This is a genomic window from Dactylosporangium sp. CA-052675 (genome assembly GCF_050947935.1).
In the GTDB taxonomy this organism is placed as follows: domain Bacteria; phylum Actinomycetota; class Actinomycetes; order Mycobacteriales; family Micromonosporaceae; genus Dactylosporangium.
Genome location: NZ_CP192010.1, coordinates 4,627,544 through 4,642,284, shown reverse-complemented (window position 1 = coordinate 4,642,284; position 14,741 = coordinate 4,627,544). Strand labels below are relative to the sequence as shown.

At 73.8% G+C, this 14,741-nt stretch carries 14 protein-coding genes; 3 read left to right on the top strand and 11 right to left on the bottom strand.

Features of this window, described 5'->3' with window-relative positions; genetic code table 11:
* Positions 1 to 27: 27 nt before the first annotated feature.
* The gene (locus ACQP1P_RS21280) at positions 28 to 2,631 is read left to right on the top strand and encodes a family 78 glycoside hydrolase catalytic domain (RefSeq protein ID WP_433088685.1); all 2,604 of its coding nucleotides are present in this window, start codon (positions 28 to 30) and stop codon (positions 2,629 to 2,631) included.
* Positions 2,628 to 3,575 (top strand): D-2-hydroxyacid dehydrogenase, encoded by a 948-nt coding sequence (locus ACQP1P_RS21275; protein WP_433088683.1) that lies wholly within the window; start codon positions 2,628 to 2,630, stop codon positions 3,573 to 3,575. The genes ACQP1P_RS21280 and ACQP1P_RS21275 overlap by 4 nt, the downstream gene beginning before the upstream one ends.
* A gap of 20 nt (positions 3,576 to 3,595) precedes the next feature.
* Here the strand turns inward: ACQP1P_RS21275 and ACQP1P_RS21270 are convergent, their stop codons facing one another.
* Positions 3,596 to 5,482 carry a sensor histidine kinase gene (locus tag ACQP1P_RS21270; protein ID WP_433088681.1) on the bottom strand — a complete coding sequence of 629 codons (1,887 nt, stop codon included), beginning with the start codon at positions 5,480 to 5,482 and terminating at the stop codon, positions 3,596 to 3,598.
* Between the two features lie 148 nt (positions 5,483 to 5,630).
* On the opposite strand from ACQP1P_RS21270, the gene ACQP1P_RS21265 reads away from it, so the two are divergent.
* The gene (locus ACQP1P_RS21265) at positions 5,631 to 6,647 is read left to right on the top strand and encodes an FUSC family protein (RefSeq protein ID WP_433088679.1); all 1,017 of its coding nucleotides are present in this window, start codon (positions 5,631 to 5,633) and stop codon (positions 6,645 to 6,647) included.
* Between the two features lie 44 nt (positions 6,648 to 6,691).
* On the opposite strand, the gene ACQP1P_RS21260 is transcribed toward ACQP1P_RS21265, so the two are convergent.
* Genes ACQP1P_RS21260 through urtB form a run of 10 tightly spaced genes read right to left on the bottom strand, consistent with a single transcriptional unit; the run spans position 6,692 to position 14,734 of the window.
* The gene (locus ACQP1P_RS21260; RefSeq protein ID WP_433088677.1) at positions 6,692 to 7,441 is read right to left on the bottom strand and encodes an urease accessory protein UreD; all 750 of its coding nucleotides are present in this window, start codon (positions 7,439 to 7,441) and stop codon (positions 6,692 to 6,694) included.
* The gene (ureG, locus tag ACQP1P_RS21255; protein ID WP_433088675.1) at positions 7,441 to 8,193 is read right to left on the bottom strand and encodes an urease accessory protein UreG; all 753 of its coding nucleotides are present in this window, start codon (positions 8,191 to 8,193) and stop codon (positions 7,441 to 7,443) included. Before ureG ends, ACQP1P_RS21260 begins: the two co-directional genes overlap by 1 nt.
* A complete protein-coding gene (locus ACQP1P_RS21250; protein WP_433088673.1) occupies positions 8,183 to 8,914 on the bottom strand; it encodes an urease accessory protein UreF in 732 nt (243 codons plus the stop codon). Before ACQP1P_RS21250 ends, ureG begins: the two co-directional genes overlap by 11 nt.
* 2 nt (positions 8,915 to 8,916) lie before the next feature.
* Positions 8,917 to 10,620 carry an urease subunit alpha gene (locus ACQP1P_RS21245; RefSeq protein WP_433088671.1) on the bottom strand — a complete coding sequence of 568 codons (1,704 nt, stop codon included), beginning with the start codon at positions 10,618 to 10,620 and terminating at the stop codon, positions 8,917 to 8,919.
* A gap of 46 nt (positions 10,621 to 10,666) precedes the next feature.
* Positions 10,667 to 10,972 carry an urease subunit beta gene (locus ACQP1P_RS21240; RefSeq protein WP_433088670.1) on the bottom strand — a complete coding sequence of 102 codons (306 nt, stop codon included), beginning with the start codon at positions 10,970 to 10,972 and terminating at the stop codon, positions 10,667 to 10,669.
* A complete protein-coding gene (locus ACQP1P_RS21235; RefSeq protein WP_433088668.1) occupies positions 10,969 to 11,271 on the bottom strand; it encodes an urease subunit gamma in 303 nt (100 codons plus the stop codon). Before ACQP1P_RS21235 ends, ACQP1P_RS21240 begins: the two co-directional genes overlap by 4 nt.
* Before the next feature lie 13 nt (positions 11,272 to 11,284).
* On the bottom strand, positions 11,285 to 11,977 hold the full coding sequence (urtE, locus tag ACQP1P_RS21230; RefSeq protein ID WP_433088667.1) for an urea ABC transporter ATP-binding subunit UrtE: 693 nt from the start codon (positions 11,975 to 11,977) through the stop codon (positions 11,285 to 11,287).
* Entirely contained in the window at positions 11,977 to 12,759 is a 783-nt protein-coding gene (urtD, locus tag ACQP1P_RS21225; RefSeq protein WP_433088665.1) for an urea ABC transporter ATP-binding protein UrtD, read from the bottom strand. The genes urtE and urtD overlap by 1 nt, the downstream gene beginning before the upstream one ends.
* Entirely contained in the window at positions 12,756 to 13,853 is a 1,098-nt protein-coding gene (gene urtC / locus ACQP1P_RS21220; RefSeq protein WP_433088663.1) for an urea ABC transporter permease subunit UrtC, read from the bottom strand. The genes urtD and urtC overlap by 4 nt, the downstream gene beginning before the upstream one ends.
* Positions 13,850 to 14,734 (bottom strand): urea ABC transporter permease subunit UrtB, encoded by an 885-nt coding sequence (urtB, locus tag ACQP1P_RS21215; RefSeq protein WP_433088662.1) that lies wholly within the window; start codon positions 14,732 to 14,734, stop codon positions 13,850 to 13,852. The genes urtC and urtB overlap by 4 nt, the downstream gene beginning before the upstream one ends.
* Positions 14,735 to 14,741 lie beyond the last annotated feature (7 nt).

The following is a 14,741-nucleotide window of genomic DNA, read 5'->3' as shown; positions in this document are numbered from 1 at the left end:
CCAGCCGTTTCGATGAAAGGGCAACGCATGCCGGGCACGCCTTCCGCGCCGCGGATTGAACATCACCGCGAGCCCCGAGGCATCGGCGAGCCCGCTCCGCGCCTCTCGTGGACGACCACGGCGGAGCCGCACTGGCGCCAGCACGCGTACCAGCTCGAGGTCGAGCGGGGCGGTGCCGTCGAGGAGTTCCGCGTTGAAACGTCCCAACAGATCCTCGTCCCGTGGCCGTGCGCCCCGCTGGCGTCCCGGGAGCGGGCCACCGTGCGCGTCCGGGTCGCGGGCGCCGACGGTGTCTACGGCGCGTGGTCGGAGCCGACCGAACTCGAGGCCGGCCTGCTCGAGCCGGGCGACTGGGTGGCCGCGCCGGTGGGTGCGGCGTGGGACGAGGACCCGGACTCCGACGACCGGCGCCCCTCCCTGGTCCGGCGCGAGTTCGAAGTGGGTGCCGGGCTGCGTTCGGCGCGCCTCTACGTGACGGCGCACGGCCTGTACGAGGTCGAGCTCAACGGCCGGCGCGTGGGCGACGACGCCATGTCGCCCGGCTGGACCGTCTACGGCAAGCACCTGCGCTACTACACGTACGATGTGACGCCGCTGCTGCGCACGGGCGGCAACGCCATCGGGTCGTGGCTCGGCGACGGCTGGTACCGCGGCCGCCTGGGCTGGCGCGGAGGGTTCCGCAATCTCTTCGGCTCGGACCTGTCGCTGCTCGCCCAGCTCGAACTGCGCTACGACGACGGCCGGACCGAGACGGTGGCCACGGACGCGTCCTGGCGGGCCGCGCCGAGCCCGATCATCCGGACCGGGAACTACGACGGCGAGGACTACGACGCCCGCCAGGAGCAGCCGGGATGGTCGTCGCCCGGCTTCGACGACGCGACGTGGACCCCGGTCGCCGTGCACCAGCAGGATCCGGCGGTCCTGCGGGCGCCCAGCGGCCCGCCCGTGCGGTGCACGCAGGAGGTCGCGCCGGTCGCCGTGCTCACCGCCCCGAGCGGCGCGCGCATCCTCGACTTCGGGCAGAACCTCGTCGGCCGCCCCCGGATCCGGGTGCAGGGCCCGGCGGGCACCACGGTGCGCATCCGGACCGCCGAGGTGCTGCAGGAGGGGGAGCTCTACACCCGCCCGCTGCGCTCGGCCCGCTCCACGGACCACTACACGCTGGCCGGCCGCGGGGCCGAGCAGTGGGAGCCGCGGTTCACGTTCCACGGCTTCCGCTACGCCGAGGTGTCCGGCTGGCCGGGCGACCTGGACGCCGCCGTCGACGCGGGCGACATCGTGGCCCGGGTCTACCACACCGATCTGGAGCGCACCGGCTGGTTCGCATGCTCCGATCCGATGCTCGAGCAGCTGCACAGCAACGTCGTCTGGGGCATGCGGGGGAACTTCCTCGACATTCCCACCGACTGCCCCCAGCGCGACGAGCGCGTCGGCTGGACCGGCGACCTGCAGGTCTTCGCGCCGACGGCGGCGTTCCTCTACGACGTGTCCGGGATGCTGGGCGGCTGGCTGCAGGACGTGGCCCGCGAGCAGCTGCCCGACGGCACGATCCCGTGGTACGTGCCGGTGATCCCGTCCAAGTACATGTGGACGCCGATCCGGCCCGGCGCGGCCTGGGGCGACGTCGCGACGCTCACGCCTTTGACGATGTTCGACCGCTACGGGGACCTGGCCTTCATCGAGCGGCAGTTCGACAGCGCCCGGCGCTGGGTGGACCTCATCGACCGCCTCGCCGGCCCGGACCACCTGTGGGACGAGGGGTTCCAGCTCGGCGACTGGCTCGACCCGGCCGCGCCGCCCGAGGACCCGGCCGACGCGACGACGGACCGCTACCTCGTGGCCACCGCGTACTTCGCCGCCTCGGCCCGCGCCGCGGCCCGGATGGCCGAGCTGCTCGGCCGGGCCGACGACCGGGCGCACTACGCGGACCTGTTCGAGGCGGTCCGCAAGGCCTTCGCCGCCCAGTACGTCCGGCCGGACGGGCGGATGACCAGCGACGCCCAGACCGCCTACTCGCTCGCGCTGGCGTTCGACCTCATCCCGGACGCGGCCGAGCGCGCGGCGGCGGCCGCCCGGCTGGCCGAGCTCGTCGCCCAGGCCGGCAACCGCATCGCGACCGGGTTCGTCGGCACGCCGCTGGTCAGCGACGCGCTGTCGGCCAACGGGCACCTCGCCACCGCCTACGACCTGCTGCTCGAGCGGGAGTGCCCGTCCTGGCTCTACGCCGTCACCCAGGGCGCGACCACGGTGTGGGAGCGCTGGGACGCGCTGCTCCCTGACGGCACGGTCAACCCGGGCCAGATGACCTCGTTCAACCACTACGCCCTCGGGGCCGTGGCCGACTGGATGCACCGGGTCGTCGCCGGCCTCGCCGCCGCCGCGCCGGGCTACCGCGAGATCCTGTTCCGGCCCCGCCCGGGCGGCGGGCTGACGTCGGCCTCCGCGCGCCACATCACGCCGTACGGCGAGGCGGCCATCGCGTGGCGCCTGACGGCCGAGGGCATCGAGGTCGACACGACGGTGCCGATCGGCACCACGGCGGTCCTCGACCTGGACGGGGTACCGGCGCAACACCTCGGCCCCGGCCGGCACCGGACGACGGCGCCGCACCCGGCCGGAGCGGCCCGGTGACGCGCACCCCGGTCGTCGTGCGGGGTCTCGGCCTGGACGAGCGGGAGCGGCAGGAGCTGCGCGACGCCGCCGGCCCGGGGCTCGAGCTGCGCTTCCCGGCCGACGACGAGCCCGTCGGCTTCGGCGACGTCGGCGCGGTCATCGGCCGGATCTCCGACGCCGAGCTGGCCGCCGCGCCGGCGCTGCGCTGGATCCACCTCTGGACGGCCGGGGCCGACTACGCCTTCACGCCCGGCCTGGCCGCCCGCCCCGACATCACGCTGACCGCGTCGGTCGGCAACGGCGCGATCGGCCTGGCCGAGCACGCGGTGCTGCTGCTCCTGCTGCTCGACCGGGGCGGCTGGCACTGGGCGCGGGCGCAGCGGGAGCACCGCTGGGACCCGGCGATGCACGGCGAGCTCGCCGGCCGGACCCTCGGCCTGGTCGGGCTCGGCCACGCGGGCCGGCACCTCGCCGGCATCGCCCGGGGCCTGGGCCTGCGAATCCTCGCGACCCGCCGCACGAGCGCCGAGACGCCCGAGGTCGACGCGCTGTACCCGCCGGAGCGGGTCGCGGAGATGCTCGCCGAGTGCGACGCCGTCGTCGTCACCGCCCCGCTCACCCCGCAGACCCGTGGCATGCTGGGCGAGGCCGAGTTCCGGGCGATGAAGCCGACCGCCTACTACGTCAACGTGTCCCGCGGCGAGGTCGCCGACGAGCCGGCCCTCGAGCGGGCGCTGCTCGAGGGGTGGATCGCCGGCGCCGGCCTCGACGCCCACCACGTCGAGCCGCTCCCGGCCGACAGCCCGTTGTGGGACCTGCCGAACGTCATCGTGACGCCGCACAACGGCTCGACGACCCGGCAGTCCCGGCGCCGGTCGTTCGACACGGCCGCCGAGAACCTGCGCCGCTTCGCCGCGGGCGCGCCGCCGACCGCGGTGGTGGACCGCGAAGCGGGCTATTGAGCCGGCCCGCACCGGGCTGCTCAGTCAGGGGCAACGCAGGGGACGGACGTGGTCGGGATGCTGGCCAGCAACCGCGTGCCGCCGTCGGTGGGGCTGGTGATGGTGAGGTGGCCGCCGAGTGCCTCGACGCGGTCCCGCAGGCCGGTGAGGCCGGTCCCGCGGTGCGGGTCGGCGCCTCCGATGCCGTCGTCTTGGATCGACAGGCGCAGGACGTCGTCGCGGAATGCCACCCGCACCTGCACGACGGTGGCGTGACCGTGCTTGGCCGCGTTGGTCAGCGCTTCGGAGACGACGTAGTACGCGGCCGTCTCGACCACCGGGGGCATGCGGCCGCTGGTGTCGAGGTCGAGTTCGACCGGTACCGGCGATCTGCGGGCGAGTGCCTTGAGCGCGGCCGGCAGGCCACCCGAGGCGAGCAGCGTCGGATGGATGCCCCGTGAGATCTCACGCAGGTTGTCCATGGCACCGTTCAGCCCGCACAGGGCGCGTGCCAGTTGCGCCTTGGCCTGCCGCATCTGCGCCGGCAGGGCGGCCTGGACGGCACCGAGCTGCATCGCGACGGCGAGGAAGTGCTGCATGGCACCGTCGTGCAGATCCCGCTCGATGCGCTGCCGAGCCTGGTCCGCGGCGGCTACGAGCCGGGCCCGGGACGCGGCGAGCTCAGCCTTGCTGTCGGTGTTGGCGATGGCGGTGGCGGCGAGGTCGGTGAAGTCCGCGACGCGCGCCTCGGTGTCGGCCGGCAGGGGCTCGGGCCGGGCCCACGCAACGCCGGCCACGCCCCACAGCCGCCCGTCAACCACGATCGGCACCCCGACCACGGAACGGATGCCCAGTTCACGGGCGAACGCGGCGACAGGGCCGGCCGCGTCCTCGAAACTGTCCACCCTGGCGGCGCGGCCGGTGTCGCGCACCTTGGCCAGGACGTTCTCGCCCTCGATCGGCCAGCGCAGCCGGCCGGCGTCGGGTCCGGTGGGGTTGGCCGAGACAACGCTCGCCGTGCCGTCGGGTTCATAGCGGCACAGCCACGTGCTGTATTCACCCAGCAGTCCGTGCAGCTCGGTGACGATCGCCTGGAACACGTCGGATGGAGGACTGCCGTGGGCCACGAGCTTCGCCACCCGCCCCAGCGCCGCCTGTTCGGCGGCGAGCCGGCGCAGCTGCTCCCGGCTGGATTCCAGCGAGTCGAGCGCGGCCGCGCGTTGCCGGCCGGCGTGCAGCAGCGACGCCAGGCTCGGCACGACGCACTTGCGCAGCCGCCGCGTCGTCCGCTTCGACAGGCCGACCGGCACCAGCAGGGTCCCCAGCTGGGCAGTGCCGGAGCACAGGGGAAACGCCGCATGCCGGTCGTCGCCGGGGACGGCCGCAAGGTGGATCGCGGCGTCCGGCAGTTCGAGGAAGCGCGCGATGCAGCCTGCGACAGCCGGCAGCACCGGTCGCGGATCGTCGGCGTTGAGCAGTAACCGCGTCATCTCCGCGGTGAGCCCGGACTCCTGGGCCTGGGCGGCGCGCAGCCGGTACAGGTCCGTCACCGCACTCATGGGCACCGCGATGATGAGCAGGACCGCCAGCTCGACGACCTGCTGGATGTCCGAGACGGCGAACGTCTCGAGGGGTCGGACGTGGAAGAAGACGAACGCCAGCGTGCTGACCACCGCGGTGGCCAGCCCGAGCCACATACCCCACACCAGTGAGGCGACCAGCACGCCGAGGATGTAGACGAGGCCGCCGGAGTAGGGTGGCATGACCTGCCGGAGCGGATAGACCAGCAGGGTCTCGACCACGATCAGCAGGGCGGCGACCGCGATCCCCAGCCCACGGGGCGGGGGTGTCGGTCGCACCAGCCGCGACAGCGAACCGACATGCACTGATGACATTCTAGTCCGGCTGCGAGGCCTCGAACCGTCCACGCCGGCCTCACCTGCGCGGGCGGCCGTGCGCCGGTTGCGGGCTCCGCCCTGCCCCGGCCGAGCCGACCGGCGCGCCGTGCGGGATGCCGACCGGCGCGACGTGCGGGACGGGCCACCATCGCAGGCGCGGGGAAGACGAGTGAACGGGATGGGTGAGCGGGTGCGGGCCATGCTCACGGGCCTGCTCCACATCCGCCCGATGCGCGGCACCCACCGGGTCGCGCTGCGGGCCGGTGTCAGCGTCCTGGTCCCCCTGCTCACCGTGCTGGCGCTGGGCCACCCGACCTGGACCGCGAACGCCGCCTTCGGGGCGTTCACCTCGCTGTACGGGCGCAACCACGTGCACCTGTCCCGCGCCGCGATGCAGGCGAGCGCCGCGGCGGCGCTGACGGTGTCGGTCGTCCTCGGCGTGCTCGTCGGTTCGCTGGAGTCGCGGGCGTGGGTCGCGGTGCCGGTCGCCGCGCTCGTCGCGGCGCTGGGCGCCGTGCTCGCCGCCGCGCAGGACTGGCATCCGCCGGGGCCGCTGTTCCTGGTCTTCGCATTCGGTGCGGTCGCCTCGGCCCCGCACCACGTGCCGGACGCCGCGGTCGCCGCCGCCGTGGCCGGGGCCAGCAGCCTGTTCGCGCTGGTGGTCGGGAACGTGGGCAGCCTTGTGCGGCGGCAGCGGAGCCGGCCGGCCCGGCTGGTGCACGTGTGGACGTGGGAGCCGGTGCGCTACGCCCTCGCCGTGGTGCTGGCGGGCGGCCTGGCGACCGGGATCGGGATCGGCCACCCGTACTGGGCGATGGTGGCGGCGGCCGCTCCGCTCAGCGCCCTCGGCCGCACCGCCCAGCTGGTCCGCGCCGCGCACCGGATCCTCGGCACGCTGCTCGGGCTGCTGCCCAGCGCGGCGCTGCTCGCGCTGCACCTCCCGCCCTACGCGACCGTGCTGGCCGTGGCGGCGCTGCAGATCGTCACGGAGCTGCTGGTCGGGCGGCACTACGGGCTGGCGCTGCTGTTCATCACCCCGCTGGCGCTGCTGATGGGGCAGCTGGCGGTGGCCCGCCCGGCCGGGCAGCTCCTCTTCGACCGGGGGGTCGAGACGGTGATCGGCGGCGTCATCGGCGGCGCGATCGTCCTGTGCCAGCCGTGGCTGCGGCGCCACCGCAGCCGAGGCACGGCCTGAACCCGCGCCGGTCCGCTCCCGCGCGGAACCGGACCACACGCCGGTCAGTCCACAGTGGATACATCCTGGCGACGGGCGGGCTCGGTGAGGTATCGGCGCAGCGTGTGGGCGTCCGGTGCCGTCGCGGTGGTCAGCCACGCCGGTCCGGCCAGTGGCATGCGGACAGCGGTGGGGCCGAGCACGAGCGGCGCGTCCGGCGCCGCGTCCGGGTCGACCCGCAGCAGCGATCCGGTCGCCTTGGCGCCGCCGAGCACGGCCGGGCCGGCCCAGCCGTCAGCGCCCGGACCGATGTCGAGCCGCTGGCGCAGCAGCGGCCGGCCGCCGTAGGTCACCGAGGTGATGGCGGTGACGTCGCCGGGCTGCTCGGCGTGCCGCCCGCAGACGAGCTCGTCGCGCCAGAGCACGGCCGCGCCCTCGGCGACCTCGACGCTCGCCGTGGTGGTGTGCCGGCAGCCGGCCCCGGCGATGGTCTGCTCGGGGAGCCAGTGCAGTGTCCCGCCGGCGGCGACGCTCGCGCGGATGGCCAGTCGCGAGCGGGTGCCGGCCCGCGAGGGCAGGGCGAGCGCCGCCGCGACCGTCCGCAGGATCAGGGTGGCGCCGGGCCCGACGTCGATGTCCAGACACAGGTCGTCCCCGCCGAGGGGGCCGGCCGCCCCGCCGACGAGGTGCACGGTGGCCCCGCCCGCGGCGAGGTCGGTACGGCGCAGCAGCAGGGGCGTCTCGCCGCGCAGCCGGGCCAGCCGGGTGCCGCCGCGGCCGTCGGCCTCGGCGACGACCCTGGCGTGTGCCCGCATCAGCCCGCGCCGGTCGGTGCGTGGTGCCCGCCGCTGGGGTGCTCGCCGCTGGGGTGCTCGTCGCGATGGTGCGCGACGAGGTGGCGCACCCAGTCCGCGACCGCCGTCGCGTGCCGGTCGGCGGCGATCGACAGGAAGATCGTGGGCAGCTCGCCGCGGCGGGCCCGGGCGTCGCGGTCCATCACCGCCAGGTCGGCACCGACCATGGGGGCCAGGTCGGTCTTGTTGATGACCAGCAGATCGGCGGCGGTGACCCCGGGGCCGCCCTTGCGCGGAACCTTGTCCCCGCCGGCCACGTCCACGACGAAGATCTGCCGGTCGATGAGCCCTTTGCTGAACGTGGCGGTGAGGTTGTCGCCGCCGCTCTCCAGCAGGACCAGATCCAGCGGCCCGAGCATCGTCTCCAGCTCCTCGACGGCGTCGAGGTTGGCGGAGATGTCGTCGCGGATGGCGGTGTGCGGGCAGCAGCCGGTCTCCACCGCGCGGATGCGCTCGGGCGGCAGGACCGCGTTGCGTTTCAGGAAGTCGGCATCCTCGGTGGTGTAGATGTCGTTGGTCACCACGCCGAGGCTCAGCTCTTCGCCGAGGGCCCGGCACAGCGCGGCGACCAGGGCGGTCTTGCCCGATCCGACGGGACCGCCGATGCCGATGCGCAGTGCTCGCCCGGCCGGGGCGAGCGGGGCGTGCGGATCGACGCCGGGGTGCGGGTGGCTGTGCGGAACGGTCTCGTCGTGCTCGATGTCAGGACGCAAAGAGACGCACCTCCCAGGTGGCGTGAGTTTCGGCGTGGACGTCGGCCAGCGGCGCGGTGTTGGCCGGCAGGTCGGCGGGGCTCTGCTCGCGGGCATCGCCGGCCGCTCGGACGGCCACCGCGTCGCAGGCGGCGGCCAGCCGGGCCAGGAGCGCCTGCGCCTGGTACGGGTCGAGGCCGAGCAGGCGCACGGCGGCGCTGGCGGCACCGGTGATGATGCCGTAGGTCGCGATCGTCGCGGCCTGCTCGGCGGTCAGGTTCGCCGCCGCCGCGGTGAGCCCGAGCGCGATCGGGTGATGGCACCCGTCGGGGTGCCGCGGTGCCCGGTCGAACAGCGGCGCCGGCCAGGTCAGCCGGCCGGCCCGCAGGAGCGCCCGGCCCTGCCGGCGGGAGGCCAGCCGCTGCGCGGGCGAGGGTGTGCGGGCGTCCAGTTCGGCGTCGAGCCCGGCCAGGTCGCCGTCCGCCGTTGCCGCCGCGAGCCGGGCGGCCGCGGCGAAGGCCGCCGTCACCGGGCCGGCGGTGGCCAGGCGGCCCCGCAGGAACGCCTCCAGGTCGCCGGCGCCGGTGACCCGCCCGGCGGCCACCGCGGCCTCGAGGCCGTTGGAGTGCGCGTGGCCGCCGGACGGGAACCGGCCGTCGGCGAGCAGCAGCAGGGTCGTGGTCGGGGTCGGGGTCGAGGTCGGGGGCGGGTTCAGGGTCGGGGTCGGGGTCTTGGCGTCCATCGTCAGAACAGGAAGTACCGCTGCGCCATGGGCAGTTCGGTGACCGGGTCGGGGTCGACCACCACGCCGTCGATCCGGACGGTGAAGGTGTCCGGCTCGACCTCGATGCGCGGCATGGCACTGTTGTGCGGGAGGTCGCCCTTGCCGCGGGAGCGCACGTTCGCGACCGGCACGAGCCGGCGTTTGACGTCCAGTTCCAGCCCCGCCTCCAGGGCCGCCGGGGCGACGAACGCGACGCTGGTCGCCGGTGCGGCGACGCCGTAGGCGCCGAACATCGGCCGTGGCAGCATCGGTTGCGGGGTCGGAATGGAGGCGTTGGCGTCGCCCATCTGCGCCCAGGCGATCATGCCGCCCTTGATCACCAGCTGCGGCCGGACGCCGAAGAAGGCGGGGTCCCAGAGCACCAGGTCGGCGAGCTTGCCCGCCTCCACCGAGCCGACCTCGGCCTCCAGCCCGTTGGCCATCGCCGCACAGATGGTGTACTTGGCCACGTAACGGCGGGCGCGGTGGTTGTCGGCCGCGCCGTCGCCCGGCAGCGCGCCGACGCGATCCTTCATGACGTGGGCCGTCTGCCAGGTCCGCATGACCACCTCGCCGATGCGCCCCATCGCCTGCGAGTCCGAGCCGATGATCGAGATGGCCCCGAGGTCGTGCAGCAGGTCCTCCGCGGCCATCGTCGACGGCCGGATCCGGCTCTCGGCGAACGCGAGGTCCTCCGGGATGGACGGGGACAGATGGTGGCACACCATGAGCATGTCCAGGTGCTCGGCCAGGGTGTTGTGGGTGTACGGCCGGGTGGGGTTCGTCGACGACGGCAGCACGTTGGGGTGTGCGGCGACCGTGATGATGTCGGGCGCGTGGCCGCCGCCGGCACCCTCGGTGTGGTACGCGTGGATGGCCCGTCCGTTGATCGCCCGCAGCGTGTCCTGGACGAATCCCGCCTCGTTCAGCGTGTCGGTGTGGATGGACACCTGGACCCCGGAGGCGTCGGCGACGCGCAGGCACGCGTCGATGGCGGCCGGCGTGGTACCCCAGTCCTCGTGCAGCTTGAAGCCGCCCGCCCCGGCCCGCAGCTGCTCCCACATCGCGTCCTCGGAGACCGTGTTGCCCTTGCCCAGCAGCAGGACGTTGACCGGCCACACGTCGAGCGCCTCGTGCATGCGGGCCAGGTGCCAGGCGTTGGAGGTGACGGTGGTGGCCTTGCTGCTCTCCGCCGGGCCGACTCCCCCGCCGACCAGCGTCGTCACGCCGCCGGCGAGTGCTTCGGTCACCAGCTGCGGGCAGATGAAGTGCACGTGCGTGTCGACGGCACCGGCGGTGAGGATCCTGCCGTTGCCGGCGATGATCTCGGTGGAGGGCCCGATCACCAGGTCGGGGTGGACGCCGTCCATGATGTCGGGGTTGCCGGCCTTGCCGATCGCCACGATCCGGCCGTCGCGGATGCCGACGTCGGCCTTGACGATGCCCCAGTGGTCCAGGATCACCGCGCCGGTGATGACGGTGTCGGGGGTGCCCTCGGCGCGGGTGGCCCGGGACTGCCCCATCGACTCGCGGATCACCTTGCCGCCGCCGAAGACGGCCTCGTCGCCGCCGGCGCAGTGGTCGGACTCGACCTCGATCAGCAGGTTGGTGTCGGCGAGCCGGATGCGGTCGCCCGTCGTCGGGCCGTACAGGGCGGCGTAGCGCCGCCGGTCCAGCAGCGTCACGGCGTTGCCTTCCGGTCGTGCGGCTCCGCGCCGCGGGCGGGCGCGTTCACAGGGGACCACCACATTCGCCGCGCAGCCCCGGCACGATCCGCGCGCCGCCCAGCGGCACCAGCTCGACCTGCCGGGTCACGCCGGGCTCGAAGCGCACCGCGGTCCCGGCCGGGACGGCGAGGCGCTGCCCCCACGCCGCGGACCGGTCGAACTCCAGGCCGGGGTTGGCCTCGGCGAAGTGGTAGTGCGAGCCGACCTGCACGGGGCGGTCGGCGGTGTTGGTGACCAGCAGTGTCGTCGTCGGGCGCCCGGCGTTGATCTCCACCGGCTCACCGGCCGGGAGGATCTCGCCGGGAATCATCCGATCGGGTGGTGCACCGTCACCAGCTTGGTACCGTCCGGGAACGTCGCCTCCACCTGCACCTCCTTCAGCATCTCGGGGATCCCGTCGAGGACGTCGGCCGGGGTCAGCACGTGGCGGCCGGCCTCCATGAGCTCCACGACGGTGCGGCCGTCGCGCGCGCCCTCCAGCAGGAACGCGGTGATGACGGCGACCGCCTCGGGGTGGTTGAGCCGCAGGCCGCGCTCGCGGCGTCGACGGGCCACGTCGGCGGCGACGTGGATGAGCAGGCGCTCCTGCTCGTGCGGGGTCAGGAACATGTCGTCCTCCGGATCAGACGGAGAGGGCCGAGCGGACCGCGGCGCGGGCCTCCTCGCCGCCGCGACCGGACGAGGTGACCCGGCCGGCCTCCAGAACGTAGTATCTCCGGGCCGCGCTGAGCGCGAAGCCGATGTGCTGCTCAACGAGGAGCACGGACATGCCGCCACGCCCGGCCAGCGCCAGGATCGTCTGCTCGATCTCCGCCACGACGGTGGGCTGGATGCCTTCGGTCGGCTCGTCGAGCAGCAACACCTTCGGGCTGGTGATCAACGCCCGGGCGATGGCCAGCTGCTGGCGCTGACCGCCGGACAGCAGGCCCGCCCGCCGGCCGAGCAGGGGCGGCAGCGCCGGGAACATCTCCAGCGCCTCGTCGATGGCCGCCCGGCCGCCCGCGCGGCCGTCGGCGACCAGCTGGAGGTTCTCGGCGGTGGTCAGGTGCGGGAAGCACTGCTGCCCCTGGGGCACGTACGCCATGCCCCGGGCGACCCGCTGGTGCGGGGCCAGGCGGCTGATGTCCTCGCCGTCCAGGCGGATCGTCCCGCGCCTCGGCGTGAGCAGCCCGATGGCCGCGCGCAGCAGCGTGCTCTTGCCGGCCCCGTTGTGGCCCAGGACCGCGGCCACCCCGTCGGCCGGCACGTCGGCGGACACTCCGTGCAGCACCATGCTGCGGCCGTAGCCGACGTGGACGTCGTCGAACTGCAGCATCACGCCTCCTGCCCGGCCGTCGCCGAGGTCGTGTCGCCCGCCTCGGTGGCGTGTCCCAGATAGACCTCCTGCACGCGCGGATCGGCCTGTACCTCGGCCACGGTGCCCTCGGAGAGGACCCGGCCCATGTGCAGGACGGTGACCGTCCGGGCGAAGCGCCGCAGGAAGTCCATGTCGTGCTCGATGACCACGACGGTCCGGTCCCGGGCGACGACGCCGAGCAGTTCGCCGGTGGCGTCGCGCTCGTCCTGGCTCATCCCCGCGACCGGCTCGTCGAGCAGCAGCAGCCGCACGTCCTGGACCAGGAGCATGCCGATCTCCAGCCACTGCTTCTGCCCGTGGGCGAGGGTGCCGGCGAGATGGTCGCGCCGGGTGGTGAGGCCGATCGTCTCCAGCGCCTCGGCGACCTCGGGCGGGACGCCGCGGCGGCGGCGGAGCATGGTGAGCCGGCCGCGTCCGGCGCCGGCGGCGATGTCGAGATTCTGCAGCACGGTCAGCTCCTCGAACACCGTCGCCGTCTGGAAGGTCCGGCCGACGCCGAGCCGTGCGATGCGGTGCACCGGCCGGCCGAGCAGTTCCCGGTCGCCGAAGCGCACCGACCCGGTCGCCTTGACCAGCCCCGTGACGGCGTCGACCAGCGTCGTCTTGCCGGCCCCGTTCGGCCCGATGAGGAAGCGGAGGTCGCCGGGGCGCACGTCGAGGCTGACCCCGTCGACGGCGGCGAAGCCGTCGAAGACCACCCGCAGATCCCGGATCTGCAGTCCGGCCGGTTCGTCGCTCATGCCGGTACCTCCTGGGCGGCAACGGTCCGCGAGGCGCGGCGGCGGGCGCGGACCCGCCGGACCAGTGACGCCAGGCCGCCGGGCAGGAAGGCGACGACGAGCACGAACAACAGCCCCTGCAGGTAGGTCCAGGCGGCCGGGAACTGCTCCGACAGGGAGGTCCGCGCCCACGCCACGGCCACCGCGCCGAGCACGGGGCCGAGCAGCGTGGCCCGGCCACCGACCGCGACGCCGATGACGAACTCGATCGACGGCACGATCCCGATGAGCGCGGGATTGATGATGCCGACCGCCGGCACGAACAGCGCGCCGGCCAGGCCCGCCATGCCCGCGGCCGTGACGTAGGCGACGAGCTTGACGTTGGCGGGGTCGTACCCGAGGAAGCGGACCCGCTCCTCGGCGTCCCGGACCGCGACGAGCAGTTCGCCGTAGCGGCTGTGCATCAGGTGCCGCGCCAGCGCCAGCAGGAGCAGCAGAGCGCCGGCGATGATGAAGTACACCATCCGCTGGTTGACCGGGTCGTCCAGGGCGTAGCCGAAGAACCCCTGGAAGTCGGTGAGTCCATTGGTACCGCCGGTGGTGCCCTGTTGCCCGATGAGAAAGATCGCCAAGGCGGCCGCGAGCGCCTGCGACAGGATCGCGAAGTACGCGCCGCGCACCCGGCGGCGGAAGACCAGCGAGCCGAGCAGGAACGCCACGGCCATCGGCATGAGCACGGCCGCGGGCAGGGCGAAGTACGGGCTCGCGAACGGGCGCCACCACCACGGCAGGGCGTCGAGCTGGCCGTACAACTCCATGAAGTCCGGCATGTTGCCCGGTCCGGCGTCGGCGAGCTTGAGGTGCATGGCCATCGCGTAGCCGCCCAGCCCGAAGAACACCCCCTGGCCGAGGGTGAGCAGGCCGCCGCGGCCCCACGCCAGCCCGATGCCGATCGCGACCATCGCCAGGCACAGGTACTTGGCCAGCAGCCCGAGCCGGAAGTCCGACAGCGCCACGGGCGCGACCGCGAAGAGCAGCACCGCGCCGACGGCGAATCCCGCCACCGTCCGCGTCCATCGGCCCGGCGCGAGGAGCGAGGTCTTCGCAGCGGTCATGTGAGACTCCGGGTTCGTAGGGTGAACAGCCCCTGGGGCCGCCATTGCAGGAACGCCACGATGGCGATGAAGACGCCGACCTTCGCCACGCTCACCGTCGTGGAGTACTCAACCGTCGACTGCAGCACGCCGAGCACGAAGGCGACGATGACGGTGCCCTTGATCTGCGCGATCCCGCCCACCACCACGACGAGAAACGCGTCGATGATGATGTTCGTGCCCATCGTGGGGCCGATCGGGCCGAGCATCGTGAGGGCCACCCCGGCCACGCCGGCGAGGCCCGAGCCGATGAAGAAGGTGAGCCGGTCCACCCGGGCGGTCGGGATGCCGGAGACCGCGGCGAGGTCGCGATGCTGCACCACCGCCCGGATCCGCCGGCCCAGCGAGCTGAAGCGCAGGACCAACGTCAGCGCGGCCACGGCGGCCAGCGCGAGCGCGAGGATGAAGAGCCGGTTGTTCGCCAGGACCAGGTCACCGGTGATCCTGATGTTGCCGGTGAGAAGGTCGGGGGCCCGGGTCTGGACGTTCGGGGCGCCGAAGATGTCCCGGGCCGCCTGTTGCAGGATCAGTGACACGCCCCAGGTGACCAGCAGCGTGTCCAGCGGACGCGTGTACAGCCGGCGGATGAGCAGCATCTCCAGCAACACCCCCATCGCACCGGCGACGAGGAAGGCGACCGGCAGCGCGACGACGAGCGAGACGCCGGCATCGGTGATGACCTGCTGCAGCACGTAGACGGTGTAGGCGCCGGCCATGATGAACTCGCCGTGCGCCATGTTGATGACGTTCATCTGGCCGAACGTGAGCGCCAGGCCGAGCGCGATGAGCAGCAGGACCGCGCCGATGCTGACGCCGGTGAACAGTTGACTGACGATGACCATGGGTGAC